General features: G+C 72.4%; 24 protein-coding genes. 10 read left to right on the forward strand and 14 right to left on the reverse strand.

Features of this window, described 5'->3' with window-relative positions:
• The first annotated feature begins 143 nt into the window (after positions 1-143).
• Positions 144-443 (forward strand): DUF4193 domain-containing protein, encoded by a 300-nt coding sequence (locus tag UQW22_RS13790; protein WP_171784121.1) that lies wholly within the window; start codon positions 144-146, stop codon positions 441-443.
• A 79-nt stretch (positions 444-522) separates the two neighbouring features.
• Here the strand turns inward: UQW22_RS13790 and UQW22_RS13795 are convergent, their stop codons facing one another.
• Positions 523-1,020, reverse strand: a complete 498-nt coding sequence (locus tag UQW22_RS13795; protein ID WP_407317627.1) for a DUF3093 domain-containing protein — start codon at positions 1,018-1,020, stop codon at positions 523-525.
• Between the two features lie 43 nt (positions 1,021-1,063).
• Between UQW22_RS13795 and dut the strand changes: the two genes are divergently transcribed.
• The 4 genes from dut (at position 1,064) to UQW22_RS13815 (ending at position 3,554) form a co-directional block, all read left to right on the forward strand.
• Positions 1,064-1,549: a dUTP diphosphatase gene (gene dut / locus UQW22_RS13800; RefSeq protein ID WP_407317629.1), complete on the forward strand. Its 486-nt coding sequence runs from the start codon at positions 1,064-1,066 to the stop codon at positions 1,547-1,549.
• Positions 1,550-1,640: 91 nt separating this feature from the next.
• On the forward strand, positions 1,641-2,396 hold the full coding sequence (locus UQW22_RS13805) for a DUF3710 domain-containing protein (protein WP_407317630.1): 756 nt from the start codon (positions 1,641-1,643) through the stop codon (positions 2,394-2,396).
• A gap of 7 nt (positions 2,397-2,403) precedes the next feature.
• Positions 2,404-2,772: an OB-fold nucleic acid binding domain-containing protein gene (locus tag UQW22_RS13810; protein WP_407317632.1), complete on the forward strand. Its 369-nt coding sequence runs from the start codon at positions 2,404-2,406 to the stop codon at positions 2,770-2,772.
• A complete protein-coding gene (locus UQW22_RS13815) occupies positions 2,769-3,554 on the forward strand; it encodes a DUF3159 domain-containing protein (RefSeq protein WP_407317634.1) in 786 nt (261 codons plus the stop codon). Before UQW22_RS13810 ends, UQW22_RS13815 begins: the two co-directional genes overlap by 4 nt.
• A 5-nt stretch (positions 3,555-3,559) precedes the next feature.
• Here UQW22_RS13815 and UQW22_RS13820 read toward each other — a convergent pair whose 3' ends face one another.
• Both UQW22_RS13820 and UQW22_RS13825 read right to left on the reverse strand, forming a co-directional pair.
• The gene (locus UQW22_RS13820) at positions 3,560-4,234 is read right to left on the reverse strand and encodes a potassium channel family protein (RefSeq protein ID WP_407317635.1); all 675 of its coding nucleotides are present in this window, start codon (positions 4,232-4,234) and stop codon (positions 3,560-3,562) included.
• Complete coding sequence (locus UQW22_RS13825; RefSeq protein WP_407320820.1) at positions 4,234-4,893, reverse strand: potassium channel family protein; 660 nt, start codon at positions 4,891-4,893, stop codon at positions 4,234-4,236. The genes UQW22_RS13820 and UQW22_RS13825 overlap by 1 nt, the downstream gene beginning before the upstream one ends.
• Before the next feature lie 93 nt (positions 4,894-4,986).
• Here UQW22_RS13825 and UQW22_RS13830 point away from each other — a divergent pair, with 93 nt between their 5' ends.
• Genes UQW22_RS13830 through UQW22_RS13840 form a run of 3 tightly spaced genes read left to right on the forward strand, consistent with a single transcriptional unit; the run spans position 4,987 to position 8,749 of the window.
• Entirely contained in the window at positions 4,987-6,984 is a 1,998-nt protein-coding gene (locus tag UQW22_RS13830) for an APC family permease (protein ID WP_407317636.1), read from the forward strand.
• 19 nt (positions 6,985-7,003) lie between these two features.
• Positions 7,004-8,299 (forward strand): class I SAM-dependent RNA methyltransferase, encoded by a 1,296-nt coding sequence (locus UQW22_RS13835; protein WP_407317638.1) that lies wholly within the window; start codon positions 7,004-7,006, stop codon positions 8,297-8,299.
• Between the two features lie 30 nt (positions 8,300-8,329).
• A complete protein-coding gene (locus tag UQW22_RS13840; RefSeq protein ID WP_407317639.1) occupies positions 8,330-8,749 on the forward strand; it encodes a hypothetical protein in 420 nt (139 codons plus the stop codon).
• 4 nt (positions 8,750-8,753) lie between these two features.
• Here the strand turns inward: UQW22_RS13840 and UQW22_RS13845 are convergent, their stop codons facing one another.
• On the reverse strand, positions 8,754-9,044 hold the full coding sequence (locus tag UQW22_RS13845) for a DUF5701 family protein (RefSeq protein ID WP_407317640.1): 291 nt from the start codon (positions 9,042-9,044) through the stop codon (positions 8,754-8,756).
• Between the two features lie 408 nt (positions 9,045-9,452).
• On the opposite strand from UQW22_RS13845, the gene acnA reads away from it, so the two are divergent.
• Positions 9,453-12,209, forward strand: coding sequence for an aconitate hydratase AcnA (gene acnA / locus UQW22_RS13850; RefSeq protein ID WP_407317641.1), 2,757 nt, complete (start codon positions 9,453-9,455; stop codon positions 12,207-12,209).
• 72 nt (positions 12,210-12,281) lie between these two features.
• On the opposite strand, the gene UQW22_RS13855 is transcribed toward acnA, so the two are convergent.
• The 5 genes from UQW22_RS13855 to UQW22_RS13875 all read right to left on the reverse strand — a co-directional run bounded on the left by UQW22_RS13855 (position 12,282) and on the right by UQW22_RS13875 (position 21,478).
• Positions 12,282-14,207, reverse strand: coding sequence for an OmpL47-type beta-barrel domain-containing protein (locus tag UQW22_RS13855; RefSeq protein WP_407317643.1), 1,926 nt, complete (start codon positions 14,205-14,207; stop codon positions 12,282-12,284).
• Positions 14,208-14,304: 97 nt separating this feature from the next.
• A complete protein-coding gene (locus UQW22_RS13860; RefSeq protein WP_407317645.1) occupies positions 14,305-18,273 on the reverse strand; it encodes a ThuA domain-containing protein in 3,969 nt (1,322 codons plus the stop codon).
• A gap of 160 nt (positions 18,274-18,433) precedes the next feature.
• Positions 18,434-19,441 (reverse strand): multicopper oxidase domain-containing protein, encoded by a 1,008-nt coding sequence (locus UQW22_RS13865; RefSeq protein WP_407317646.1) that lies wholly within the window; start codon positions 19,439-19,441, stop codon positions 18,434-18,436.
• 55 nt (positions 19,442-19,496) lie between these two features.
• On the reverse strand, positions 19,497-20,405 hold the full coding sequence (locus tag UQW22_RS13870; RefSeq protein ID WP_407317647.1) for a sugar phosphate isomerase/epimerase family protein: 909 nt from the start codon (positions 20,403-20,405) through the stop codon (positions 19,497-19,499).
• A gap of 173 nt (positions 20,406-20,578) precedes the next feature.
• Positions 20,579-21,478, reverse strand: a complete 900-nt coding sequence (locus UQW22_RS13875; RefSeq protein ID WP_407317648.1) for an alpha/beta fold hydrolase — start codon at positions 21,476-21,478, stop codon at positions 20,579-20,581.
• Positions 21,479-21,555: 77 nt separating this feature from the next.
• Here UQW22_RS13875 and UQW22_RS13880 point away from each other — a divergent pair, with 77 nt between their 5' ends.
• Positions 21,556-22,206, forward strand: a complete 651-nt coding sequence (locus UQW22_RS13880; protein ID WP_407317649.1) for a TetR/AcrR family transcriptional regulator — start codon at positions 21,556-21,558, stop codon at positions 22,204-22,206.
• Positions 22,207-22,228: 22 nt separating this feature from the next.
• Here the strand turns inward: UQW22_RS13880 and UQW22_RS13885 are convergent, their stop codons facing one another.
• From UQW22_RS13885 to UQW22_RS13905, 5 genes are all read right to left on the reverse strand, one after another.
• The gene (locus UQW22_RS13885) at positions 22,229-23,578 is read right to left on the reverse strand and encodes a permease prefix domain 1-containing protein (RefSeq protein ID WP_407317650.1); all 1,350 of its coding nucleotides are present in this window, start codon (positions 23,576-23,578) and stop codon (positions 22,229-22,231) included.
• The gene (locus tag UQW22_RS13890) at positions 23,578-23,952 is read right to left on the reverse strand and encodes a PadR family transcriptional regulator (protein ID WP_407317651.1); all 375 of its coding nucleotides are present in this window, start codon (positions 23,950-23,952) and stop codon (positions 23,578-23,580) included. Before UQW22_RS13890 ends, UQW22_RS13885 begins: the two co-directional genes overlap by 1 nt.
• Before the next feature lie 68 nt (positions 23,953-24,020).
• A complete protein-coding gene (locus UQW22_RS13895) occupies positions 24,021-24,452 on the reverse strand; it encodes a DUF1801 domain-containing protein (protein ID WP_407317653.1) in 432 nt (143 codons plus the stop codon).
• A 17-nt stretch (positions 24,453-24,469) separates the two neighbouring features.
• Entirely contained in the window at positions 24,470-25,408 is a 939-nt protein-coding gene (locus tag UQW22_RS13900) for an aminoglycoside phosphotransferase family protein (protein WP_407317654.1), read from the reverse strand.
• Positions 25,380-26,072 (reverse strand): NUDIX hydrolase, encoded by a 693-nt coding sequence (locus UQW22_RS13905; protein ID WP_407317655.1) that lies wholly within the window; start codon positions 26,070-26,072, stop codon positions 25,380-25,382. Before UQW22_RS13905 ends, UQW22_RS13900 begins: the two co-directional genes overlap by 29 nt.
• Between the last annotated feature and the right edge of the window lie 2 nt (positions 26,073-26,074).

Below are 26,074 nucleotides of genomic sequence, written 5' to 3' on the forward strand. Positions count from 1 at the left end.
CCGATGTGACCGGCGCGACACGCCGTCGTGTCGCGTGCCCGCCACGAATGGTGCAGAATCCGGGGGCCGACCGGGAACAAAACCCGCCCGCCACGCATTATCAGCGCGTACCGCCACCGAATCCACGGAGTGTGACACCACAGATGGCAACCGACTACGACGCACCCCGCAAGAACGAAGAGGACAACGAGCAGGACTCCATCCAGGAGCTCCAGGCGCGTCGTTCCGACAAGTCGTCGGGTGTCGTCGACGAGGACGAGACGGAGGCTGCGGAAGGGTTCGAGCTTCCGGGCGCCGACCTGTCCGGCGAGGAGCTCGCGGTGCGCGTCCTGCCCCGCCAGGCGGACGAGTTCACGTGCTCGAGCTGCTTCCTCGTGCACCACCGCAGCCAGCTGGCCTACGAGAAGAAGGGCCAGATGATCTGCACGGAGTGCGCCGCCTGACGGTCGACCCGACACCGGGCCCGTCCCGACGTCCCGACACCCAGGCCGTCATGTCCTCGACATGACGGCCTTCGTCGTCTCAGGCGTCGGCGGTGGCCTCCTCGATCGCCGCGGCCAGGTCGTCCGGACGACGCGTGGAGACCAACCAGTACGGCGTCGGGTCCAGCGGGTCCACCAGCTCCACCCGCAGGCCCGTGCGAGCCCAGCTCCGCAGGCACACGTAGGCGCGTGCGTCCAGCTCCGGGCCGAGCTGCACCCGCATCTCCTCGGCGCTGAAGACGGGCGTCACCGGACCCAGCAGGCCGACCGGGATCTGCGCGCTGCCCGCGCGCAGCTCGCCGTCGGAGACCTCGATCACCGGCGCGGTGACGACCAGCGCGGCGATCGTCCCCGCCGCGACCAGGACCCCCGCCCCCGGAGCGACCAGGGGAGCGAGCGGCAGCACCACCACGGCCACGATGACACCGAGGCCGACGGCGGCGATCCACGCCCCCGGACCGGGCAGGAGGCGCTCGCGGTACACCGGTCGCGGTGCCGACCCCGTGGTGCCGGCCGGTCGGGGGGACGCGTCGTTCATGCGTACATCATCGCAGGCCCAGGGTGTCCGATAGGCTGCCCCGGTGCCTGAGAACGCGAGCCCCACGGTGACCGACCCGAGCACCCTCGACGTGCTCGTCACGCTCCTGGACGACGGTGTCCCCGTGCCGGCCTACGCCCACCCGGGCGACGCGGGGGCCGACCTCGTGACCACGCGGGACGTCGTCCTGCCGCCCGGTGCCCGCGACGTCGTGCCGACCGGCGTGTCCATCGCGCTGCCCGAGGGTTTCGCGGCGTTCGTCCACCCGCGTTCCGGCCTGGCGGCGAAGCACGGCATCACGGTCGTCAACGCCCCCGGCACCATCGACGCCGGGTACCGCGGGGAGGTCAAGGTCGTCCTGGCGAACACCGACGCCTCCGAGACCGTCCGCCTGAGCAGGGGTGACCGGATCGCCCAGCTCGTGGTCCAGCGGGTGGAGCGGGCGCGGTTCATGGTGGCGCAGCGGCTTCCCGGCTCGCACCGCGGCGACGGCGGCTTCGGCTCGAGCGGCGGGTTCGCCACCGGCTGACCTGCGCGTTGCCGACCTGCGCCGCGGTCGGTCTAACCTGGAGACAGGACGGCGGTGCGCCGTCCCGATCGACGAGACAAGGAGATCCCTGGTGGGTCTGTTCCGGCGCAAGGCGTCGACGAAGCCGACGGAGGCCGTCACCGCGGACGGGGTCGCTCCCGTCCCCGACGAGACGTCCGAGGCCGCGGCGCCGACGGACGAGAAGGCCGGGCGCGGTCCGTACGACTCCACGCAGGTCACGGCCATGGGTGCCCGCGTGGACCTCGGCGCGGTCTGGCTGCCGGTGCTGCCCGGTCTGCAGCTCCGGATGGAGGTCGACAAGAAGTCGCAGAAGGTGACCGGTGTCGCGGCGTCCCTGCAGGGGTCGGTGCTCCAGGTGCAGGCGTTCGCCGCACCCAAGACCGGCGGCATCTGGGACGAGGTGCGCGAGGAGATCGGCGCGTCCCTGACCAAGCAGGGCGGGACCGTCGATGACGTGCCGGGCACGTTCGGTCGCGAGCTCATGGCGCGCATCCCCGCCAAGACGCCCGAGGGAAAGCCCGCGGTCCGTCCGGCCCGGTTCATCGGTCACGACGGGTCGCGCTGGTTCCTGCGCGGCGTGCTCTCCGGCCGTGCCGCCGTCGACGCCGAGGCCGCCAAGCCGCTGGAGTCCGTCTTCGCGAACATCGTCGTGGTGCGCGACTCGAACCCCCGGCCCCCGCGGGACCTGCTCACCCTGACGCTGCCGAAGCAGGCCCGCAAGGACGGCGCGACGCCGGACGCCGAGGGCGAGCCCGCCGACGCCGAGCCGCAGGCCCCTTCCTTCGACCCGCTGACGCGCGGGCCGGAGATCACCGAGATCCGCTGACGCCGCCATGTCCCTGCGCAGCAAGGTCCGTACGGCGCTCGCCTCGACCGAGGACGTCGCCGCCGACGAGGAGCGCACCGCCGCCGCGCTCGTCACCGGGTGCCGCCCCCTGCACGACCTGCGGCCCCGTCAGCGTTGCTCGGCCGCCGGCGTCCTGCGCTCGGTGGTCCTGCGACCGCGCGAGAACGTCCCCAGCGTCGAGGCCGAGCTGTACGACGGCTCGGGCACGCTGCACCTGGTGTGGCTCGGCCGGCGGCAGATCGCCGGGATCGAGCCCGGACGCCGGTTGCGCGTCGAGGGCATGGTGACGGACCGCGACGGGCGCCGGACCATGTTCAACCCTCGCTACGAGCTGCGCGCGCGGGCCGGCGAATGAGCCGCGACGACGAGCACGCGGCGCCCGTGGACGACGGCACCCCGCAGCGGACCTCACCGGCTCGCGGCATGCGCTCGCTGACCGCGGACTCCTTCTCCTTCGCCGAGGCCGTCGGCGGCGTCCGCGGGGTCGTCGAGGCGATCCTGCCCGGGCTCGTCTTCGTCGTCGTCTACGTGGTCACCCAGGACCTGACGCCGTCGTTGCTCGCGTCGGCCGGGGCGGCCGTGGTCGCGGTCGCGGCCCGGCTCGTCCAGCGCACACCGGTCACGCAGGCGCTCGGCGGCGTGCTGGGCATCGCCGTCGGCGTGTTCTGGGCGTGGCGATCGGGCGAGGCCGAGGACTTCTACGCCGTCGGGCTGTGGACCAACGCCGCCTACCTGCTGGCCTTCGTGGTCTCCATCGCGGTGCGCTGGCCGCTCGTGGGCCTCGTCGTCGAGGCGATCCGGTCGGGGTTCTCGGACCCCGCCGCACGGCGCACCGCGGCCGACGACCGCGCCGAGCCGGCCGACGGCGAGACGCAGGAGAGCCCGTTCGCCGCGCTGGCCGCGTGGCGGTCCGACCCCGACCTGGTGCGCCGCTACACCGTCGCGAGCTGGTTCTGGGTCGGGCTGTTCGCGATCCGGCTCGCCGTCAAGGTCCCGCTCTACCTGGGCGGCGACGTCGGCTGGCTCGGCACCATGCACCTCGTGCTGGGCGTGCCGCTGTGGGGCCTCGTGCTGTGGCTGACCTGGGTCGTGGTGCGCGGTGCGCACACCGGCGGCCGGGAGCCCGCCGCCACCTGACCCGCTCAGCCGAGCTCGGGGCCGTCCACGACGAGGCGCTGCAACGGGGCCGGCTCGGCCTCCTGACCCGTGACGAACATCAGCTCGTCGCCGGCCTCGAGCGCGTCGTCCGCCGTCGGGCTGAAGGGCCGGACCCCGCGGACGATGCAGGCCAGGACGGTGTCCGGCGGCCACACGACGTCGCTGACGCGCAGGCCCACCAGCGGGGACTCCTCGGGCAGCGTCACCTCGAAGATGTCGGCGCCCGACTGGTGGAACGTGAAGATCCGCACCAGGTCGCCCACCGAGACGGCCTCCTCGACCATGGCGGTCATGATGCGGGGCGTGGAGACGGCCACGTCGACGCCCCAGGACTCGTCGAACATCCACTCGTTGCGCGGGTTGTTGACCCGCGCGACGGTGCGGGGCACCGCGAACTCGGTCTTGCTGAGCAGCGAGAAGACGAGGTTGACCTTGTCGTCGCCCGTCGCGCCCACGACGACGTCGGCGGACGACACGTCGGCGCCGTCCAGGGACGACGTCTCGCACGCGTCGGCGAGCAGCCAGTCCGCCTCGGGGACCTGGGACACCCGCATGGCCGACGGGTTCTTGTCGATGAGCACGACCTCGTGGTCGTTGGCGAGGAGCTCGGAGGCGATGGACCGGCCGACCGACCCCGCTCCGGCGATGACGACCCGCATCAGTCCAGCTCCTCCTCAGGCCCGGGGGTGTGCGTGATCAGCCGCTCGACGCGGGCCGCGTCGTCGGCGTGCATGAGCACGTGCAGCTCGTCGTTCTCCTGCAGCAGGGTGTCCGGGGCCACGATCCGCGCCTCGGCGTACCGCGTCAGGAAGGCGACCCGGGCGCCGGTGGTCGCCTCGATGCGACGCACGGACTTGCCGAGCCAGTCCCGGTGGTAGTCGACCTGCGCCAGGCGCACGGCCCCCGAGGGGTCGCGGTACTCGTCCGTCGCGCCCAGCGGGAGCATCCGACGCATCACCTGGTCGGCGGTCCAGCGCACCGTCGCCACGGTCGGGATGCCGAGCCGCTGATAGATCTCCGCGCGGTGCGGGTCGTAGATCCGCGCCACGACGTGCTCGACGCCGTAGTTCTCCCGCGCCACGCGGGCCGCGAGCACGTTCGAGTTGTCGCCGTCGGAGACGGCGGCGAACCCGTACGTGTCCTCGATCCCGGCCTGGGTGAGGGTCTCCCGGTCGAAGCCGACGCCCGTCACGCGATGCCCCGCGAAGTCGGGGCCGAGCCGACGGAAGGCGTCGGGGTTCTGGTCGATGACGGCGACCGAGTGGCCGCGCGACTCGATCTCCTGCGCGAGCGAGGAGCCCACGCGGCCGCATCCCATGATCACGAAGTGCACACCACGGAACGCTATACCCCTGGCCGCCGGTGTGCCGACCTGCGCCGGGACGGCAGGACGGGCATAGCATGAGTCACCGTGTCGGACATCGCAGACGCCGCGAAGCGGCTGCTCGTAGGGCGGCCCCTGCGCAGCGAGAGCTCGAAGCGCTCCTTGCTGCCCAAGCGCGTCGCCCTGCCGGTCTTCGCCTCCGACGCGCTGTCCTCGATGGCGTACGCCCCGGACGAGATCCTGCTGATGCTCGCGCTCGCCGGGATCGCGGCGACCGCGTTCTCCCCGTGGGTGGGGCTCGTCGTCGTGGTCGTCCTGCTCGTGGTCGTCGCGTCCTACCGCCAGATCGTGCGTGCCTACCCGTCCGGCGGCGGTGACTACGAGGTCGCCACGACCAACCTCGGCCCGACGGCGGGGATCGGGGTCGCCTCCGCGCTGATGCTCGACTACGTGCTCACCGTGGCGGTGTCCCTGTCCGCGGCGTCGCAGTACCTGGCGGTGCTCGTGCCGGCCGCGCGCGGCCACGAGCCGATCGTCGCGGCCGCCCTCGTCGCCGCGCTCACCGTGGTGAACCTGCGCGGGGTGCGCGAGTCGGCCTGGGTGTTCGTGGTGGTGATCTACTGCTTCATGGGCACGCTCGGCGTGCTCGCCGTCGTCGGCGCCGTGCGGTACTGGTCGGGGGACATGCCGCAGGCGGCCAGCGCCGACCTCGAGCTCGTGCCCGCGGCCGGCTACGAGCAGGGCCTGCTCGGCGTCGCCGGTGCCTTCCTGGTGGCCCGGGCGTTCGCCTCGGGCGCCGTCGCGCTGACCGGCGTCGAGTCGATCACCAGCGACGTGCCGGCCTTCCAGCGACCGAAGCGCCGCAACGCCGCGACCACCCTCGCGCTGCTCGGCGGGATCTCCGCCGTCATGCTCATGACGATCCTGTTCCTCGCCCAGGCGACGGGCGTGAAGTTCGTGGAGGACCCCGCCACCCAGCTCACCCGCGACGGGGCACCCGTGGGTGACGACTACGAGCAGCACCCGGTCCTCGCCCAGCTCGCCGAGACCGTGTTCGGCGGCCTGCCCGTGGTCGCGGCCGTCACCATCGGCGTCACGTCGCTGGTGCTCCTGCTCGCGGCCAACACGGCGTTCCACGGGTTCCCGGTGCTGGGCTCCCTGCTGGCGAAGGACGGCTACCTGCCGCGCCAGCTCCACACCCGCGGCGACCGCATGGCGTTCTCGAACGGCATCGTGACGCTCTCCGTCGCGGCCGGGGTGCTCGTCCTGGTCTTCCGCGCCGAGGTGACGACGCTCATCCAGCTCTACATCGTGGGCGTGTTCGTCTCGTTCACCCTCTCCCAGCTCGGGATGCTGAAGCACTGGTCGCGCGAGCTGCGCAAGGAGCCGAGCCGCAAGGTCCGCGCGGGCATGAAGTGGTCCCGCGTGCTCAACGGCGTCGGGTTCGTCATGACCGCTGCCGTCCTGGCCATCGTGCTGGTCACGAAGTTCACGAACGGGGCGTGGATCACCGTCGGGGCGATGGGGGTCCTGTTCCTCCTCATGCGCGGCATCAAGCGGCACTACACCCGGGTGCGGTCCGAGCTCGCGCTCGACGACCTGTCCGGGGCGCGTGCGCTGCCCAGCCGCGTCCACGCCGTCGTGCTCGTCTCCCGGGTGCACAAGCCGACGATGCGCGCGTTGGCGTACGCGCGGGCCTCACGACCCTCCACGCTGGAGGCCGTCACCGTCGGGGTGGACGCCGACGAGATCGCCGAGCTGCACCGCCAGTGGGAGGCCCTGGACCTGCCCGTGCCGCTGCGCGTGCTCGACTCCCCGTACCGCGAGATCACCCGCCCGGTGCTGCACTACGTGCGCTCCCTGCGCAGCGAGTCGCCCCGCGACCTGGTCGTGGTCTACATCCCGGAGTACGTCGTCGGACGCTGGTGGGAGCACCTGCTGCACAACCAGTCGGCGCTGCGGCTCAAGGGACGGCTGCTCTTCACCCCCGGCGTGGTGGTCGCGTCCGTGCCCTGGCAGCTCTCCTCGTCCGCCGGGTACACCGGGCTCGAGGGTGACGAGGTCGACGGCCGACCCCGGCTCTGAGCGGGGGGACAATAGGGCGGTGACCCGACCCCGCCGCTCGTCCCCCCGCCCCCGCCCGACCGACCCGGACGTCGGCCTCGAGCTCCGGCTCGACGTCGGCCCCGTCGCGCACGGCGGCCACTGCGTCGCCCGGCACGAGGGCCGCGTGGTCTTCGTGCGCCACTCCCTGCCCGGCGAGACCGTGCGAGCCCGGGTGACCGAGGGCGGCAAGAAGTTCTGGCGGGCCGACGCCGTGGAGATCCTGGAGCCGTCGCCGGACCGGGTCGAGAGCCGCTGGCCGGCCGCCGGGCCCGGCGGCGCCGGCGGGGGAGAGCTCGCCCACGTCGCCCTGCCCGCCCAGCGCCGCTGGAAGGAGTCGGTCGTGGCCGAGCAGCTCCAGCGGCTCGCGAGCCTGGAGTTCGACGTCACCGTCGAGGCCGCACCCGGCGACGACGACCGCGAGGGCCTGGGCTACCGGACGCGGGTGGAGCTCGTGACCGACGCCGACGGCCGCGCCGGGATGCGCCGGTTCCGGTCCCACGACGTCGTGCCGCTGACCGAGATGCCGCTCGGCACGCCGGAGGTGGCGGCGCTCGCGACGACGGAGGGGGTCTTCACCCGCCGGTGGCGGAGCGGCCAGCGCATCGAGCTCGTGGCGCCGGCGGGAGGCGCGGACCCCGTGATGCTGGTCGACGGCACGCCGTGGCGTCGCGGGCGTCCCGACTTCCGTCCCAACGCGCGCCGGTCGGTGACCGAGTCGGTGTCGCCGGGCGGCACCGAGCACCGCTACCGGGTGGCGGCCGACGGGTTCTGGCAGGTGCACCGGGAGGCTCCGGCCGTCCTCGCGTCAGCCGTGCTGGACGCCGTCGGCGACGTGGCCGGACGGTCCGTCCTCGACCTCTACTCCGGCGCCGGCCTCTTCACCGTGCCGCTCGCCGCCGCCGTCGGCGCCGGTGGGCGCGTCGTCGCTGTCGAGGGTGACGAGCAGGCCGTCAAGGACGCCCGCCGCAACGTGCACGGCCTGGACCACGTCGACCTGCGCCACGGCGCCGTCGACACCGTGCTCGCCGGCGGGACCGACGCCGCGGCCCCCGAGCTCGGGGCCGCGGACGTCGTGGTGCTCGACCCGCCGCGGGCCGGAGCGGGGCGCGGCGTCGTCGGCGCGATCGCCGACCTCACCCCGGCCCGGATCGTCTACGTCGCGTGCGACCCGGCTGCCCTGGCCCGCGACGTCGGCCTCCTGGGCGAGCGGGGGTACTCGCTGTCGGGCCTGCGCGCCTTCGACCTGTTCCCGCACACGCACCACGTGGAGTGCGTGGCCGTCCTGGACCGCTGACCGTCCGGCCGGCCCGGTACGGTCTGAGCCATGGCTGAGCAGGGTGCTCCGAGACGCTGGCTGCCGCTGCGGCTGGCGGTGATCGGGGCCGTGATCGTGGCGGCGGTCCTCGTCGCGCTGCTCGCCCGGCCGTCGGGGCCGGGAGCGGGCTCCGTGGCCATCCGGACGTACGCGGGCCTGCCGGCAGACGTCGAGGCCGACCTGCTCGACCCCGAGCCCGGGTGGCGGCTCGCCCCCGGCTCGGGCCAGATCGCCGTCTGGACCGCGGGCAGCTCGTCGTGCCCGTGGGTGCCCCGCGAGGTCACCGCCGTGGGAGACCGCGTGACGATCGTGCTACGCACCAGCACCGGTGCGTGCACCGCCGATCTCGCCTGGTCGACGAGCGTCGTCGCGGTCCCGGACGGCGTCGACCTCGCGGGGATCGAGGTGGAGCTCGTGCTGGACGGGTGAGCGCTCAGGTCTGGCGCGACGCCGCCGAGGCGATACCGAGCCACGTGTGCCGGTTGCCCCACCAGCACCAGCCCACCTTGACGGCACCGCGGCGCTCGCTGCCGTCGCGGCCGGTGCCGTTCGAGATCCAGACCGCGGGCGTGCGGGCGTCGAACGCACCGTCGTCCTTGCGCAGCCGCGAGCCGATGGTCATGAAGCACCGGTTCCGCTCCAGGGCGTCGGGCGCCCGGAGGACCCAGTGCAGGCCCTCGGCCAGCGCCAGCCCGGTGGGGGCGAACCGGTCGACGTCGGCCATGTCCACGACGACGAACCCGTCCCGGTCGACCGTCCCGCCGCGGACCGCAGCGTGCCGGCCTCGAGGCTGCCGGCGGGCACCAGCCCGAGCTCGACGAGGCGGTCGGCCTGGGTGGTGAGGGGCAGGAGCGTCGTGGGCATCCGGGTCCTTCCGTGGGTGGTGGGCGCGGTGACAACGCTCGGCGGCGGCACGGTGTTCCCGGCGTGGTTCCCCGCCGTGCACCCGCCGTGCACCCGGCGTGCTGCCCGGTGAGGCGCCCCTAAGTATCTTGACGTCAAGATATATGGGTTATGCTGGGTGCAGCCCGGCGGCCTGTGCGTACGCTGGGTGGAGCCCCCGAAAGCACGGCGTCGGAACCATCGGCACGATCGGTGCCCGCGCCGGAGAGCCCCCGTAGAAGGAGCCGCAGTGAGCAGCGTGGACACATTCGGATCGAAGGGAACCCTGGACGTCGCGGGGAGCTCGTACGAGATCTTCCGGCTGTCGGCCGTCGAGGGGCTCGAGCGCCTCCCGTACGCGCTGAAGATCCTCGCCGAGAACCTCCTGCGCACGGAGGACGGCGCCAACATCACCGCCGACCACGTGCGCGCGCTGGCCGGGTGGGACCCCGACGCCCAGCCCAGCACCGAGATCCAGTTCACGCCGGCCCGTGTGATCATGCAGGACTTCACCGGTGTGCCCTGCGTCGTGGACCTGGCCACCATGCGCGAGGCCGTCGCCGAGCTCGGCGGCGACCCGACCCGCATCAACCCGCTGGCCCCGGCCGAGATGGTCATCGACCACTCCGTGCAGATCGACGTCGCCGGCCGCGCCGACGCCTTCGAGCGCAACGTCGAGTTCGAGTACCAGCGCAACCACGAGCGCTACCAGTTCCTGCGCTGGGGCCAGACGGCGTTCGACGACTTCAAGGTCGTCCCGCCCGGCACCGGCATCGTCCACCAGGTCAACATCGAGTACCTGGCACGCACGGTCATGACGCGCGAGGTCGACGGGGTGCTCCGCGCGTACCCCGACACCTGCGTCGGCACCGACTCGCACACCACGATGGTCAACGGCCTGGGCGTGCTCGGCTGGGGCGTCGGCGGCATCGAGGCCGAGGCGGCCATGCTCGGCCAGCCCGTGTCGATGCTCATCCCGCGCGTCGTCGGCTTCAAGCTCACCGGCGAGATCCCCGCCGGCGTCACCGCCACCGACGTCGTGCTGACGATCACCCAGATGCTGCGCCAGCACGGTGTGGTCGGCAAGTTCGTCGAGTTCTACGGCTCGGGCGTCGGTCAGGTCCCGCTGGCCAACCGCGCGACCATCGGCAACATGTCGCCGGAGTTCGGCTCGACGGCGGCGATCTTCCCGATCGACGAGGTCACGGTCGACTACCTGCGCCTCACCGGCCGTTCCGAGGAGCAGCTCGCGCTCGTCGAGGCCTACGCCAAGGAGCAGGGTCTCTGGCTGGACCCGTCGTCGTCCGACTACGTCGAGCCGACGTTCTCGGAGTACATGGAGCTCGACCTGTCGACGGTCGTGCCCTCCATCGCCGGTCCGAAGCGCCCCCAGGACCGCATCGAGCTGTCGAACGCGAAGTCGGCGTTCGCGCGTGACCTGCCGAACTACGCCTCGGACGTCATCGACTCGGTGGACGAGGCGGAGAAGGAGTCCTTCCCGGCTTCCGACTCGCCCTCCACGCACAGCCAGGTGCGCCGCACGGTGCCGGTCACCGACTCGGAGGGCAAGGAGTTCGACCTCTTCCACGGTGCCGTCGCGATCGCCTCGATCACGAGCTGCACCAACACCTCGAACCCGTCGGTCATGCTCGCCGCGGCGCTGCTGGCCAAGAAGGCCGTCGAGGCCGGCCTCGAGGCCAAGCCGTGGGTCAAGACGTCGATGGCCCCGGGCTCGCAGGTCGTGACCAACTACTACGAGAAGGCCGGCATGTGGCCGTACCTGGAGAAGCTCGGCTTCCACCTGGTCGGTTACGGCTGCGCCACCTGCATCGGCAACTCCGGCCCGCTGGACGAGAAGATTTCCGAGGCGGTCCAGGAGAACGACCTCGCCGTCGTGTCCGTGCTGTCCGGGAACCGCAACTTCGAGGGCCGGATCAACCCGGACGTCAAGATGAACTACCTGGCCTCGCCGCCGCTGGTCATCGCGTACGCCCTGGCCGGGACCATGGAGTTCGACTTCGACGCCGACCCGCTGGGGCGCGACGAGGACGGCAAGCCGATCTTCCTGCGCGACATCTGGCCGACGCCGGACGAGGTCGAGAAGACCATCGCGACGTCGATCAGCCGCGACATGTTCACCAAGGACTACGCGGACGTGTTCGCCGGCGACGACCGCTGGCGCGCGCTCGACACCCCCGAGGGCGACACGTTCGCCTGGGACACCGAGTCCACCTACGTGCGCAAGCCCCCGTACTTCGAGGGCATGGGCGCGCAGCCGGAGCCGGTCGCGGACATCGCGGGTGCTCGCGTGCTGGCCAAGCTGGGCGACTCGGTCACCACCGACCACATCTCCCCGGCCGGTGCGATCAAGCCGGACAGCCCGGCCGGGAAGTACCTGGCGGAGCACGGCGTCGGGCGCCGCGACTTCAACTCCTACGGCTCGCGCCGCGGGAACCACGAGGTCATGATCCGGGGGACGTTCGCGAACATCCGCCTGAAGAACCAGCTGCTGGACGGCGTCGAGGGTGGCTTCACCTACAACTTCGTCTCCGGCGAGCAGGACACCATCTACGACGCCGCGCAGGACTACGCGGCGCAGGGCACCCCGCTCGTGGTGCTCGGTGGCAAGGAGTACGGCTCCGGCTCGTCGCGCGACTGGGCCGCCAAGGGTACGGCGCTCCTGGGTGTCCGGGCCGTCATCACCGAGTCGTTCGAGCGCATCCACCGGTCGAACCTCATCGGCATGGGAGTGCTGCCGCTGCAGTTCCCGGCCGGTGAGTCGGCGGAGTCGCTCGGGCTCGACGGCACCGAGACCTTCGACATCAGCGGTGTCACGGCCCTGAACGAGGGCACGACGCCGGAGACCGTCGCCGTCACGGCGACCAAGGGCGACGGGACGACCGTCGAGTTCGACGCCGTCGTCCGGATCGACACCCCCGGCGAGGCGGACTACTACCGCAACGGCGGCATCCTGCAGTACGTGCTGCGCGACCTCGTCAACGGCTGAGGACCCACGCAACGCCGACGGCGCCCCGTCGCTCCCTCGAGGAGCGGCGGGGCGCCGTCGTACCGGGAGGGTCTACTTGCCGACGTCGGACCGTGCGGCCGAGCGGATCAGCTCGGACCGGTCCTTCTTGGCCACGTGGCCGTCGGCGACGAGGTCGTCGGCGGTCTCGCGGACGTGCGTCACGAACGCGCCGTGGTTCGCGTAGTCGGCCTCGGAGTCGATGAGGTCGTTGATGGTGCAGCCGTTGCCGACGTCGACGTTCGCCACCTGGGTGACGATGTCGCCGACGACGACGGTCGGCCGCTCGTCGGACGCGGGGCACGCGTCCGTGCCGTCGCGAGCGACCAGGAACGACACCGCGCCCTCGTCCGACGTGTTGCCAGCCGTGTCCACGGCCCGGAACCGCACCGTGTGCGAGCCCGGGTCGCTGACGGTCACGGGGGACTCGTACGTCGCGAAGGCCTCGTCGTCGAGCGCGTACTCCACGGTGGCGACGCCGGAGTCGTCGTCGGTGGCGGTGACCGTCACGGTCGCGGAGCCGAGGTAGGCGCCGTCGGCGTCCTGCTCGCCGGTGGCCTCGGCCGAGACCTCCGGGGGAGTGGTGTCCGTCGGCTCGTCGTCCTCGACGACGGTGACCGACACGGTGCCCGCCTCCGAGGTGTTGCCGGCCGCGTCGGTGGCACGGTAGCCGAGCGTGTGCTCACCCACCTGGTCGAGGACCACCGGGGCGTCGTACGTGGTCCAGCCGGCGCCGTCGAGGTCGTACTCGACCGACTCCACGCCGGACTCCTCGTCCGTGGCGGTGAGCGTGACCGCCGCCGAGCCGAGGTAGGCGCCGTCGGCGTCCTGCTCGCCGGTGACCTCGGCCGTGACCGTCGGTGCCGTGGTGTCCGGGGCGACGACGGTGACGTGCAGCATCTGCGACTGCGACGTGTTCCCGGCGCCGTCGGTCGCCCGGTAGCTCAGCATGTGCATGCCGGGCTCGGACAGCACGACGGGCTCGGTGTAGTCGACGTACCCGGCGCCGTCGAGGTCGTACTCGACGGACTCCACGCCGGAGGCGTCGTCGGTGGCCGCGAGGGTCACGGTCGCGGAGCCGACGTACCCGCCGTCACCGTCGGGTTCCCCGACGACCTGCGGCGTCACCACCGGCGGGACCGTGTCCTCGGCGGTCGCCTCGACCACCGTGAAGGTGGCCGAGCCGGCTTCGGAGGTGTTGCCGGCCTCGTCGGTGGCGCGGTAGGCCACGGTGTGCTCGCCGGTCGTGGTGACGTCGAACGGTGCCGTGTAGTCGGTCCAGCCGGCGCCGTCGAGGTCGTACTCGACGGAGGCGACGCCCGACCCGGCGTCCTCGGCGGCCAGGGCCACCATCGCCGACTCGATGTAGCCGCCGTCGACGTCCTGCTCACCGGTGACGTCCGCGGTCACGGTGGGCGCCGTCGTGTCCTCGTCACCGCCGCCGGTGACCACGAGCTCACCGACCATGGTGCCGTGGCCCGGGATCGCGCAGAAGTACCGGTACGTGCCGGGCGTCAGGGTGACCTCGGCCTCGTGCCGTCCGCCGTTCGCGTCGAACGGGTTGGCGAGGATGTCCAGGGAGACGTCGTGGTTGTACCCGGGCGTCGTGGTGTCGAACGTCAGCGTGTGGCTCATGCCGATCGTGTTGCCTGCGTCGAGGCTGTTGTCGAAGACGATCGTGGCCGTACCCGCCGTCGCCGTCGCGGGCGCGGACGAGTACTCGGTGACGCTGTTGTTCGCGGTGAAGGTCAGGACCTGCTCGGCGAGCTGGTCGGCCAACTGCGTCGACTGCTGCGTCGACTGCTGGGTGGCGGAGCGCTCCGGCGCCGCCGTCGCGGCGCTGTTCTCGGCAGCGGTGGCGGAGCCGGGCACGAGCGTCATCGCGACGAGCGCGCCGGTGGCTGCGCCCGCGAGGAGGCGGCCACGCCGGCCGGCCGCGCGGCCGGGGCGTCGCTCTCGGGCGAGATCTGGGGGGTTCATCGGTTCTCCTTCGTCGGTCGGGAGGCGGCGGCGCGTGACCGCCGGGCACGGCCCGGTGCGGGAGGCTGACCTCCCGCACCGGGCCCGGGCTGATGGCCTACAGGTCCATCACCCGGATGCTGCGGAACTCGATGAGGTCCGCGTCGCCGTGGTTCTGCAGGCCCAGGAACCCGCTGGCGAACTGACGCAGGTCGGTCGGCGGGTCACCTGCCCGCGACGACTCCGTCCCCGGTGAGTTGTCGAACTCGTTGATCACCACGCCGTTGCGGATGATCGTGTACTGCTGGCCGACCACGCGGATCTCGTAGTCGTTCCACACGCCCTTCTCGGTGACGCCGGCGTCCTCGAGCCCGACCGGGTCGAAGTTGTACACCGACCCGGTCTTCTGCGGCTCCCCCGAGGGGCCGTCGTAGATCTGGATCTCCTGGCCGCAGTAGATGGCGATCCACGCCTCCGCGTCGGTGAGCTGCCCGCACTCGGGGCGCTCCTCGCGCGGCTGCCGCGGGTCCGGGAAGCGGGTGAACACGCCGCTGTTGGCGAAGTGGTCACCCTCGGAGACGTCGCGGAACTGCAGCTTCACGGAGAAGTCGCCGAACTCCTCGGCCTCGTACCAGAACATGCCGAGACCGCCGGAGGACCGCAGGGACCCGTCGGGCTGCAGCGCGAAGTCGCCGCCCGGTGCCTGCCGCCAGCCGTCGAGCGAGGCAGCGGTGCCGTCGAACAGCCAGCGGTACCCCGTGGAGCCCTTCTTGCCGATGTCCGACTTCGCCGCGGTGCGGGTCAGCGCGCCCTTGTCCTTGCCGCTGATCACGCCGTCGGACTTGAGCTGGTTCGCCACGTCGTTCACGTGCTCCACGAACGCGCCGTGGTCGTCCCACTCGGCCTCGTCACGGAACAGGTCCGCGATCGTGCAGCCACCCAGGTCCTGGTTGGCCACGCCCGAGTCGCTCTCGCCGAACCACACCGTGTCCCGGTCGTCCGGGACCGCGCAGGTGATCTCGACCGGCACGTCCACCGTGGTGGTCTCGCCGTCCGCGTAGGTCACGGTCAGCGTGGCGGCGTAGCTGCCGACGCGCTCGTAGGTGTGCCGCGGGTCGGCCTCGGTCGACGTGCTGCCGTCACCGAAGTCCCACTCGTAGGACACGCCACCCGACCGGCTGCCCGTGAAGGCGACCGTCAGGAGGTCGCTCTGCACGCTCGTCGCCGTCCCGGCGGGGACCGGGGTCGCCGGCCCGCCGGTGTAGCCGATCCGGACCAGCTTCTGGTTGGGGTGCAGGGAGAAGAACCCGCCCGCGTAGTCGACCATGTACAGCGCACCGTCCGGACCGAACGTCGCGTCCATCCAGCTCTGCACCTCGTCGCCGGCCCCGCCTCCGGGGATGATCCGGCGCAGGTCCTCCGCGAAGACCGGGGGACCGGCCTCGTCCACCGTGTCCGGGTCGACCGTGAGAGCGATCCGGTTGCTGGAGTTCGACTGGTCGCCGAGGAACCACTTGCCGTCCCAGTGCTCCGGCCAGGCGACCCCGCTGTCGGTGTCCACCTCGGACCGGTGGTAGGTCGGACCGTTCATGACCGCCTGGCCGCCGCCCCGCAGGAACGGCAGGGTGTACGTGGCCTCGTCCTCCTCGTACGACGGGATGCCGTCGTCACCGATCGGGAAGACCGGCCCGCCGCCGCTGGGGGAGTACCAGATCATGTTGTCGCGCACCGGCGGGATGTCGACCAGACCGGTGTTGCGCGGCGAGTTGTTCTGCGGGTCGTCGCAGTCGTACCAGCCGGTCAGGACGCTCGCGTCCTCGTTGCTCCGGTCACGGTACGGTTGCCGGTTGCCCATGCAGTACGGCCAGCCCTGGTTGCCGGCCGACGTGATGATCGTGGCGGTCTCGTACTTCGCCGGTCCCAGCTCCGGGTCCGGCGAGAAGGCGTCCGGCCCCACCCAGGCGGCCGTGAGCCAGTCGTTCTGCGAGTCCCACGCCAGGCGCGAGATGTTGCGCACGCCCATCACGTAGATCTCCGGCTTGGTCTTGTCGGCCGGGTACTCGCCCTCCGGGAAGAGGTTGCCCTCCGGGATCGTGTACGTCCCGTCCGGCTCCGGGCGGATCCGCAGGATCTTGCCGTTGTAGTCGTTCGTGTTGCCCGACGTGCGGCGCGCGTCCTGGAACGAGATGCCGGCGAACTCCTGCGTCCAGTTGTTGCCGGAGTAGCCGCTCGACCCGCCAGAGGAGTTGTTGTCGCCGGAACCGATGTAGAGGTTGCCCTCGTCGTCGAAGTCCATGCCGCCGCCCGCGTGGCAGCAGCTGTGGATCTGCGTCTCCCACGCCATCAGGTCGACGCGCGTGGCCTGGTCGATCGTCTGCTCGCCGGCGTCGTAGGTGAACCGCGAGACGGTCCGCTCGCCGACGCGGCGCTCGCGGTCGATCGACTCGTGGGGCATCCAGAAGGCGTAGACCCACCCGTTGTCGTCGAACTCGGGGTCCAGCGTCAGGCCCAGCAGGCCTTCCTCGTTCTTGACGAGCTCGCTGCCGCTGCCACGGTTGCCCATGACGTCGAGCGTCGTCAGCAGCGTGGGCTCCTCCGTCTCCGGGTCCCACCGGTGGATGGTGCCGCAGCCCAGGCCCACGTCGGGGTCCTCCCACGGCACGATCGGGCCGCTCGGGCACGCGCCGCGACCGATGTAGAACACACCGCCGTCGGGCGCGACCGTCACCCCGTGGGGCTCACCGATCTGGTCGAGCTCGCCGTCGGCGTTCTGCCCGGTCAGGCGCTCGACCTCGTAGTTCGAGCCGATCGTCGCCTGGCAGTCGCCGCGGACGACGCCCGTGGTCCAGAGCAGCGCGCCGGCCAGGTGGCTGCGGAACTCGTCCTCGCCGTAGCTCTCCGCGGTGCCGCCCATGCCGGTGTAGAACGACCGGCCGCCGTCGTAGTCGTGGCACCACGAGACCGGGTGGAAGGCGCCGTTGGCCCCGTCACCGGGTTCGTAGTCCCACTCCTGGACCTGCGCCACGGTGTGCACCTCGCCGGCCGGGTTCGGAGCCCAGTTGAGCCACCGGTCCGAACGGGTCAGCTCCAGGGGCAGGCCGTCGTTGGCCGGGTGCAGTCGGTCTACCAGCTCGACCGTCGCCTCCTGCACCGGGATCTCCGGCTCGGGCTCGGTCTCGGTGGCCGCGTCGAAGATCTCGAGCTCGGCGAGCTGGGTGAGCCCGTCACCGGCGTTCTCGGTGATGTCGAGACGGTAGTGCTCGTACGTCCCGTTGGTGGTGATCTCGAAGTCGCGCGTGAGGAACCGGTCGGAGAAGTCCTCGCCGGTGCGCGTGTCCAGGTCGGTCCAGGACTCGCCGTCGTCGGAGCCCTGGAGGGTCCAGCTCTGCGGGTCGCGTCCGTCGAAGTCGTTCGCGGAGGTGAGCGCGTAGCGGGACGCCTCGACGGGTTCGGTCATCTCGAGGTCGATCTGCGCGGTCGGCTCGAACGCCAGCCACTTGGTGCTCGAGTCGCCGTCGACCAGGTTGGCCGCGACCTCGTTGGGCGAGTTCTCGGCGCTGGCGGTGACTCCGGCGACGTCTGCCGGGTCCGGCAGGTTGCCCACCGGTCGGGTGCCGATGAGGCCGGTGAACCACTGCGACCGTTCCTGGGCGCGAGCGCCGTCGCGGACGCCGAGGAACCCGCCGCCGGCCTGGACGTAGGCCTGCAGCGCCGCTTCGGCGTCGGTGTCGAGCTCGGTGCCCTCGGCGGACAGGAACACCACGCCGCGGTATCGGGTGAGGTTGTCGACGGTGAAGTCGGCGGGGTCCGACGTCACGTCGACGTCGAACCCGTGCTCGCCGGCCAGCTCCCCGATCGCGTCGGAGGCCACCCCGACGGGGTCGACCTGTTCGTCCGGCGCACCGTGGAGGACGAGCACCCGCAGGTCCGAGGTGATCGTGCCGGCGGCGTCGAGGCCTGCGGCCCGTGCCGAGGGCTGTGCCCGGGCGGCGGTGTCCTCCGCGGCAGGTGCGGGGGAGGGCGGGGCCGAGGCGGCCGTACCGGGCACGACGGTCAGCCCGACCAGGAGGGCGGCGGTGCCGGTCACGGCCACCGCTCTGCGTGTGCGGAGGGCCGTCGTGGGCCCGCGGTGGAGGGTTCGCTCTCGTGAAGTCCGTTCCATCACTGCTCCTTTGCTCGTGATCGACGGTCGTCGTCGGGTCGTGCCGTGGGACGGCCGTCGTCCGGTGACGCGGTCTGCTGACTTCTCAGTGGCCTCCTCCGCCGTGCTGGTGGTAGCGGTCCAGCGCGTCCTGCGCCCCGTCAGGCATGCTGCCGTCGGCGTTGCGGACGAGGAACACGCCGGCCATGCCGCCGTCCGAGTGGAACTGGACGTGGCAGTGGTACATCCAGGCGCCCGGGCCGACTCCCGCTCCGGCGACGACCTGGAAGCCGAACGAGTCGCCCGGGTTGAGGTCGCGGTTGTCGATGACCTGGCTGGGGTCCTTCGGGCCCTCGAGGTAGCCGGTGCGGTTGTTCGCCCAGCGGTGCGCGTGAACGTGGAACGTGTGGTACATGTCGCCGTGCCCGATGGCGATGAACTCGACGCGTTCGCCCAGGTTGGCCTCGAGGACGGGGACGTCGGGCGCGGACCGGTTGTTGATCGTCATGTCGTTGAAGACCACCGTGTGCTGGCGGTCCGGCAGCACGTCGCCCTTGCGTCGCACGACGAGCGCGCCGTAGAGGCCCTTGCGGACGCCCTCGGTACCGTGCGCCGTGCCGAGCGCGTGGTCGTGGTAGTGCCAGTAGCCGGCGCTGCCGGGCATCCAGAGCCCGCCGGGCCCCTTGGACGGTGCCTGGGTGCTCCAGGTGTAGGTGCGGCTCTCGCCCGGCGCGGTGGCCGAGTCGTTCATGGGGCTGCCGTCGGACTCGACGGTGTAGTTGACCCCGTGGGGGTGGATCGACAGGGTCCGGTCCGTGGTGTTGACCAGCTCGATCTCGAGGGTGTCGCCCTCCCACATCTCGAGCACCGGGCCCGGGACGGAGGCTTCGCCGGGGGCCAGGCCGTAGCCGTACTGGCCGCCGGGCAGCTCCTCGGCATACATCGTGATCCGTCGGGTCTCGCCCTGGGGGCCGCCGAAGCGCGGGGCGGCCTCGGCGGCTCCGCCGGCGGAGACGGTGAGGGCGGCCGCGGCGGGAGCGACGAGACCGGCGGTGAGCATGGAGCGCCGGGAGAGGCCCTGCGGGCTGCTGACAGCGCTGTCTGTGAGGGACATCGGATCTCCGTTCGACGACGTCGGGCGAGCCGGGCACCCCGGCCCGCCCGAGAGGTCAGTAGGTCAGGTTGTTGAGGTATTCGAAGCTGTCCTGGGCGAACTCACGCCCGTCCGGAGCGATGTCGTACTCGACGGTGTAGTACCGCACCTTGCCGTGAGCCGCCTCGAGGATCGGCTCCCAGTCGAGCTCGCCCTCGCCGACGTCCGCGAAGGTGGCCCGGGCGTCGCCGTTGAGGAACCCGTCCTTGACGTGGAGCAGCTCGATGCGGTCGCCGTACTCCTCGAGGAGCTCGACGACGTCGACGCCGGCGTCGTAGGCCCACAGGACGTCGACCTCGAAGGTGACGTAGCGCGGGTCCGTGCGGTCGGCGATGATCTCCCACGCCGACTTCTCCTCGCCCGTGACGGGATCGGTGTAGACGGTCGTGAACTCCTGCTGGTGGTTGTGCCCGAAGATCTTGTGCAGCCCCTGCTTCGAGGCCGCCTCGCCGAGGCGGTTCAGCGTGGCGGCGGTGGCGAGGGTGTCCTCGTAGCTGCCGATGCCCGGCGAGGCGAAGCCGCCGGAGCCGACGTAGTGCTGGCCGATGGTCTTGGAGTAGGCCAGCGTCTCGTCCCAGGTGGCCTCGTTCGTGCTGTTGTGCGACGCCGAGACCTTCAGCCCGTGCTTCTTGACCAGCGCGCGGAACTCCTCGGCGGTGTATCCCGCGAAGTTGCCGCCGAAGGGCTCGATGTTCTGGTAGCCCATGTCGGCCAGCTCGCCGAGGACGGAGTCGAGCCCGTCCTGCGCGACCCAGGGGATGAGGCTGAACATCTGGATGGAGATCTTGCTGGCCGGCACCGTGCGTCCCGCGTCGTCCGGCGGGGCCGCCACAGCACTGCCCGCCGCCGAGAGGGCGAGCGCCAGCCCGGCGGCCGTGGTGGCGGCCGGACGGAGCCTGCGGCGGACAGAGGGTTCCTTCGACATCGTCGTCTTCCCTTCGCGCGTGCGACGCACCGTCGGCGTTGGCGGTGCGGTGCAGGGTGGCGGTGACGCACGCCACGGCACGACTGCGACACTAAGAGCACTTCTGTCGACTGTCAACCAAAAGATGCGTGGTGAGCAGCATCTTTGGTGATGGGGAGGGCGGGTAGAGGCGCCTATCGCGCGGTTTCGGCCCCCGTGGAGCTGCGCGCCGGGTCGATCGTCGGAACGTTCGTCGTGACGTGGTCGACGACGGCCGTCAGGACCCCCGGGTCGTCCAGCAGACGGTTGTGGCCGAGCCCGTCGACGAGCAGCAGCTCGCTGCCGGGGTGCGCGGCGTGCAGCAGCCGGGCGTTGTCGGGGTCGTTCATCGAGTCAGGCGTGCTCTGCACGAAGAGGGTGGGCACGTGGGCGGGCACCGGGTGCCGCGTCAGGTCGAGGTTCGTCCGCGGGTCCGTCACCCCGCGGAACATCACGCTCCCGGCACGGGAGGCCAGCCGGTCGTGCAGGCGCGACGGCAGCCCGGACTGCCGGACGAACGAGCCGATGACGGAGTCGAAGCCGGTCGGAGCGGCGACGGAGACGAACCGGTCGGCCGCCAGGCCGTCCCGCAGCGCGAGGCCGGCGGCCGTCGCGCCGAGGGAGTGCCCGACGACGGCGATCGCCGGGCCGGTGCGTTCCTGCACGGCTCGCAGGGCGGCGGCGTGCTGGACCGCCTGGGTGCGCCTGCCGGTGGAGTCGCCGTGCGCGACGCCGTCGAAGGCCACCGGTTGCAGGCCGGCGGCCTCGAGCGCCTCGGCCAGGCGGGCGAAGCGGGAGGCGCGCAGCTGCCAGCCGTGGGCGAGGAGCACCGGGGGAGCGGAGGGCGAGCCCCAGGCGTAGGTGGCGACGCGCTCGCCGTCCACGCGGACGACGTCGCGGCGCGCGGCGTCGTGCACCGCTTGGTCGGCAGGTCGGATGCGGGCGGGCGGGCCGACGCGCCGCATGGCGAGGACGGCGAGCTCGACGGCGAGCGGCGGGGCGAGGGTGCCCAGCACCCGGAAGCCGGCACGGACGGGGCGGGGGACGAGGGGCACGGGGACCTCCGGGCTCGGCGATAACTATACGACCGTTCGCACAGTATCATCGTGCGAACGGTCGTACGATCAGTGCCATGACGTCGATCGACCGGCTCGCAGCTCCCGACGGCCGCCGCGCCCGGGGGGACCGATCTCGCCGGGCTGTCCTCGACCAGGCCGTGCAGGTCGCGTCCGTCGAGGGGCTCGCGGGCCTGACCTTCGGATCCCTCGCCGCCGCGGCTCCGGTCAACAAGAGCGGGATCGCCGGGCTGTTCGGCTCCAAGGAGGGGTTGCAGCTCGCGGTGATCGACCATGCGCGGAGCGTGTTCGTCGACGAGGTGGTGGTCCCGGCGCGTGTCGCCGACGCCGGGCTGCCCCGGTTGTGGGCGCTCGTCGGGTCCTGGACCTCCTACTCGCGCTCCCGCGTGTTCGCCGGCGGCTGCTTCTTCCGTGCGGCCGAGGTCGAGCTCGACGGGCGTGACCCCGGCCCGGTCCGGGACGCCGTCGTGGCGGTGCAGGAGCAGTGGGACGGCTACCTGGCCCACCATGCCCGCCTCGCCACGACGACCGGTCAGCTCGCCGCGGGGACCGACGCCGTCCAGGTCGCCTTCGAGGTCAACGCCCTGCTGGGCGCCGCCAACGACCGTTCCCTGCTGTTCGCCGACGACGCGGTGTACGACCGGGCGAGCACGGCGATCCGCGCCGTGCTGGTCGCGCGGGAGGCCGACCCCGCCCTGCTCGTCTGAGGAGCAGGGGGGCCGGGCGCGCTCAGGCGAACCCGAACACCGGGGGGAAGGCGACCACGACGACCGCGGCCCAGGCCGCGTAGACCGGGAGGTAGTCGGTCTGCCACGCCTCCAGGGCGCCGAAGCCCCGCCGTCTGCGGCAGAACCCGACCAGCAACCAGCCGGTGCGCACCAGGTGCACCAGCAGGAGCAGGTTCAGCCCGAGTGCCGCGATCTTGTTGGGGCTGGCGCCGAACTCCGCGATGCGGGTGAGCATCGCCGTCAGGGCGACCGCGTCGACGGCGAGCGCGGCGGTCACCAACGCGAGCTGCAGCCCGTCGAAGAGGCCGGCCCGGGTCAGGGGGTCGCGCGCCGAGATCGAGTACAGCAGCAGCGCGAGCACGAGGATCAGCACCGCGTCCAGGAGGATGAGCAGCTCCCGGTCGACGGTGGTCAGCCCGCCGGCCGAGGCGAGGACGACGAACGACACCACCAGCATCACGGTGGTCAGCGGGGTGAAGATCCGCGTCAGCACGGGCGCGATGTTCTCCACGACCTCCTGCTTCGCCTCGACGAGCCACGCGGCCACCAGGAGGGCCCCGGGCATGCCGAACGGCAGGAGCCATCGCTCCAGGGTCGGCTCGAGGTCCACCCCGCCCAGCCCGAGCAACCCGAAGGTCAGCCCGACGAGCACCCCGCTGCCGAGCGCGATGAGCACGAGGTAGATCCCCAGCTCGCCGGTGAAGCGGACGAAGTCCATGCGACGGTGGGCGGAACGCCAGCGTCCGCCCACGTAGGCCAGGCCGACGAGCGCCCACAGCACGACCGGTGCGTGCACCGTGGCCAGCACGACGGTCGAGCCGGAGGTCTCGAACGGGTAGACGTTGAGCACGACGCCGAGCCCGGCGAACGCCGCGGCCAGCGCGGCCAGCGAGGGTCCGGTCAGCCGTCGCTTCCGGGCGAGGTATCCGGCCAGGAACGGCGCGACGAGCAGCCCGACGTTGCGCATCAGCACCGTCTCGTCCCAGAAGGTCGCGCCGAGCTTGACCGCCACCCCGGCGCCGACGGCGAGCGTGAGCACGACGAGGAGCTCGCGGCGCCCGGTCGCCGAGCCGTCGCCGTCCGTGGCGTCCGGCACGAGCACGAGCTGCTTCCACAGCCGCTCGGAGTGCTCGCGGGCGAACTCTCGCGAGACGGAGTCCAGGCGGCCGAGGCGCTTGACGGCGACGGGGAACGCCTCGTCGTCGTCGAGGTCGGTGGCCGCGAGGTCGGCGACCCGCTCGCGCAGGTGGTCCTCCATCTCGTCCACGTCCGCCGGGGCGATGGCGCGGTGCCGGTGGACGTAGTCGCGCCAGCGGGCGATCTGGGTCTCGAGGCTGGTGGTGGTGTCCATCAGGCGAGGCCTCCCGCGGCGGCGGGGCCGCCCGGCAGCGGGCGTGCGACGGCTTGCCACGCCTGGGTCAGCGCGTCGCTGACGACCTCCCACTGTGCGCGTCGTTCGGCGAGAGCCTCGCGGCCGGCGGGGGTGATCGCGTAGTGCTTGCGCCGGCGTCCCGCGGGGGACCGGCCCCAGCTCGCCTCGATGAGTCCGTTGCGCTCCAGGCGGTGCAGCAGGGGGTACAGCATCCCGTCCGTCCACTCCATGTGACCATCGGAGAGGTCGGCGACGCGCTTGGCGATCGCGTACCCGTAGGACTCGCCGTCGGCGAGGATGCCGAGCACGAGCGGTGTCGCGGAGGCTGCGACGAGGTCCTTGTCGATGTGCACGGGTCTCCATCCCTAGATCTGCTAGGCATTAAACCCTCGCAGATCTAGGGATGGCAAGCCACGGTGCGTCAGGTTCCGCCCTCCCGGGCGCGCAGGCCGTAGGTGCCGGCCGTCAGGGTGCGGTAGGAGTCCGCGACGATGCGCTCCAGCACGGCCAGGTCGACCTGCTCGAGATCCTTGAGGTAGAGGCAGCCCACCCCGTGCTGGCGCGGACCCAGCCGGTCGAGGTCCGCCCGGTGGGCTTCGATGCCGTCCATGAGGTAGACCACCGTGCGGGCCTTGCGGGGCGCGAACCCTGCGGCGACCGCGTCCCCGGAGCGGCCCGAGGCGTACTCGTAGTGGTACCGCCCGAAGCCGATGATGCTCCCGTCGCGGTGCGGAGCCTGCCCGGTCGCGCGGGACATGAGCCCCAGGAGGGTCTCGGCGTCGCGGCGCCGGACCGGGTGCTCGACGGCGTCGACGAGCTCGCGGACGTCCTTCGGTACCTGAGGGCCGGTCATCCGCCCAGTCTGCGCCGTCAGGTGTCGGCGAGCACCCGGACCAGCGACTCCTCGCCCATGCGGTACACCCAGGCGTTCTCCAGACCGGACTCCAGCATCGACGTCGACATGCTCAGCGCCCAGCCGCGGGCGCGGACCCACACCGGGTCACCCGGCGGGTACCGGTCCGCGAGCGTGTCGCGGTAGGCCTCCCGGCCCGCCGCGTCGAGGACGAGCCAGGCGGCGGCCAGGTCTGTGGCAGGGTCGCCGGCCGTCATGTCGCCGAAGTCGACGACGGCGGCCAGCCCGCCGCGCCCCGAGCCTGCGTCGTCGTCCGCCAGCACGAGATTGCCCGGGTGCGGGTCTCCGTGGATCCACAGCGGCGGTCCGTGCCAGGCGGGCGCCTCGACCAGCCGGGCCCACAGCGAGAGCACCTGCTCGCCGTCGGGCACGATGCCGCGCTCGACGCGGCCACGTAGTGCCGTCCCACGGGTCGGCAGCGGAGCGCTGCGGAAGGGGTTGACCGGCGCGCCCGACGGTGCGGGGACATGGAGCGCGCGGTGGAAGGCGGCGAGCGGTCGGGCGATCCGGCGCCGCCGCTCGACCGGCACGTCCGTCGCGCGGACCCCGGCGGTCCACGGCACCACCGACCACGACCAGGGGTAGCGCAGGGTCGGGCTCGGGCGGCCGACCCGGACGGCGACGGGCACCGCGACCGGCAGCCGCGGCGCCAGCACGGGCAGCCACTGCTGCTCGTGCTCGACGAGGTGCGCCGCGATCTCGCGGCGCGGCACGCGCACGGCCAGGTCGTCCCCGAGCCGCAGCATGACGTTGTCCCAGCCGTTGGCCGCGACGCGCAGCGTCCGGTCCGCCAGGTCCGGGTGCTGCTCGGCGAGCAGGCCGCGTACCAGGTCGACGGTGACGTCCAGATCGGCCCTCACGGCGTGCTCACGGGTCGAGCTCCAGCTCGCGGGCACGGTCCCAGTCCTCGGTCCAGCCGAGGTGGTCGAACAGCGCGTCGAGGATGCCCGCCGTGAACCCCCAGACGAGGTGCTCCGCGTCGCCGTCGTCCACCAGGAATCCCGGCCCGCGCCACTCGCGCCCGCCCCGGCGCAGCACCGTGGCCACCCGGTTCGAGGCGTCCAGCAGGTCGGCCACCGGCGCGCGGAAGACGTGGGCGGACTCGCCCGGGTCGACGACGCCGACGGCGGACTGCCGCGCCCACCAGGCGAGCACCGGGGTGACGACGTGGTTGCTCACCGGCATCGGCAGGGACTCCAGCGTGCCGAGCACCTCGACGCCCGCGGTGTCCACCCCGGTCTCCTCGGTCGCCTCGCGCAGCGCCGCCTCGACGACCCCCTCGTCCGGCTCGACGCGACCGCCGGGGAACGCCACCTGACCCGCGTGCGAGCGCAGCGTCGCCGCCCGGGCCAGCAGCAGGACGTCCAGGTCGCGGTGCACGGCCAGGGCCTGGGCGTCGTGGTCGGCCGCGAGGGCGTCGAGCACGCCGAACAGGACCAGCACGGCGGCCGGGCGGGCGGCCGCCAGGTCGATCTCGCCCCGGGCATGACGCCAGGGTCCGGCGAAGGACCCGCCGGCGGCCAGCGCGGCGAGCTGCTCGCGCGCGGTGGGGGCGCTCACGA

Origin of the sequence: Isoptericola halotolerans, from assembly GCF_045689585.1 — a bacterium.
Taxonomy (GTDB): Bacteria; Actinomycetota; Actinomycetes; order Actinomycetales; family Cellulomonadaceae; genus Isoptericola; species Isoptericola halotolerans_B.

Coding starts and splice junctions, on each gene's coding strand:
- UQW22_RS13790 (WP_171784121.1), top strand. CDS start 144: ATGGCAACCGACTACGACGCACCCCGCAAGAACGAAGAGGACAACGAG.
- UQW22_RS13795 (WP_407317627.1), bottom strand. CDS start 1,020: ATGAACGACGCGTCCCCCCGACCGGCCGGCACCACGGGGTCGGCACCG.
- UQW22_RS13810 (WP_407317632.1), top strand. CDS start 2,404: ATGTCCCTGCGCAGCAAGGTCCGTACGGCGCTCGCCTCGACCGAGGAC.
- UQW22_RS13815 (WP_407317634.1), top strand. CDS start 2,769: ATGAGCCGCGACGACGAGCACGCGGCGCCCGTGGACGACGGCACCCCG.
- UQW22_RS13820 (WP_407317635.1), bottom strand. CDS start 4,234: ATGCGGGTCGTCATCGCCGGAGCGGGGTCGGTCGGCCGGTCCATCGCC.
- UQW22_RS13825 (WP_407320820.1), bottom strand. CDS start 4,893: ATGGGATGCGGCCGCGTGGGCTCCTCGCTCGCGCAGGAGATCGAGTCG.
- UQW22_RS13840 (WP_407317639.1), top strand. CDS start 8,330: ATGGCTGAGCAGGGTGCTCCGAGACGCTGGCTGCCGCTGCGGCTGGCG.
- UQW22_RS13845 (WP_407317640.1), bottom strand. CDS start 9,044: ATGGCCGACGTCGACCGGTTCGCCCCCACCGGGCTGGCGCTGGCCGAG.
- UQW22_RS13855 (WP_407317643.1), bottom strand. CDS start 14,207: ATGAACCCCCCAGATCTCGCCCGAGAGCGACGCCCCGGCCGCGCGGCC.
- UQW22_RS13865 (WP_407317646.1), bottom strand. CDS start 19,441: ATGTCCCTCACAGACAGCGCTGTCAGCAGCCCGCAGGGCCTCTCCCGG.
- UQW22_RS13870 (WP_407317647.1), bottom strand. CDS start 20,405: ATGTCGAAGGAACCCTCTGTCCGCCGCAGGCTCCGTCCGGCCGCCACC.
- UQW22_RS13880 (WP_407317649.1), top strand. CDS start 21,556: ATGACGTCGATCGACCGGCTCGCAGCTCCCGACGGCCGCCGCGCCCGG.
- UQW22_RS13885 (WP_407317650.1), bottom strand. CDS start 23,578: ATGGACACCACCACCAGCCTCGAGACCCAGATCGCCCGCTGGCGCGAC.
- UQW22_RS13895 (WP_407317653.1), bottom strand. CDS start 24,452: ATGACCGGCCCTCAGGTACCGAAGGACGTCCGCGAGCTCGTCGACGCC.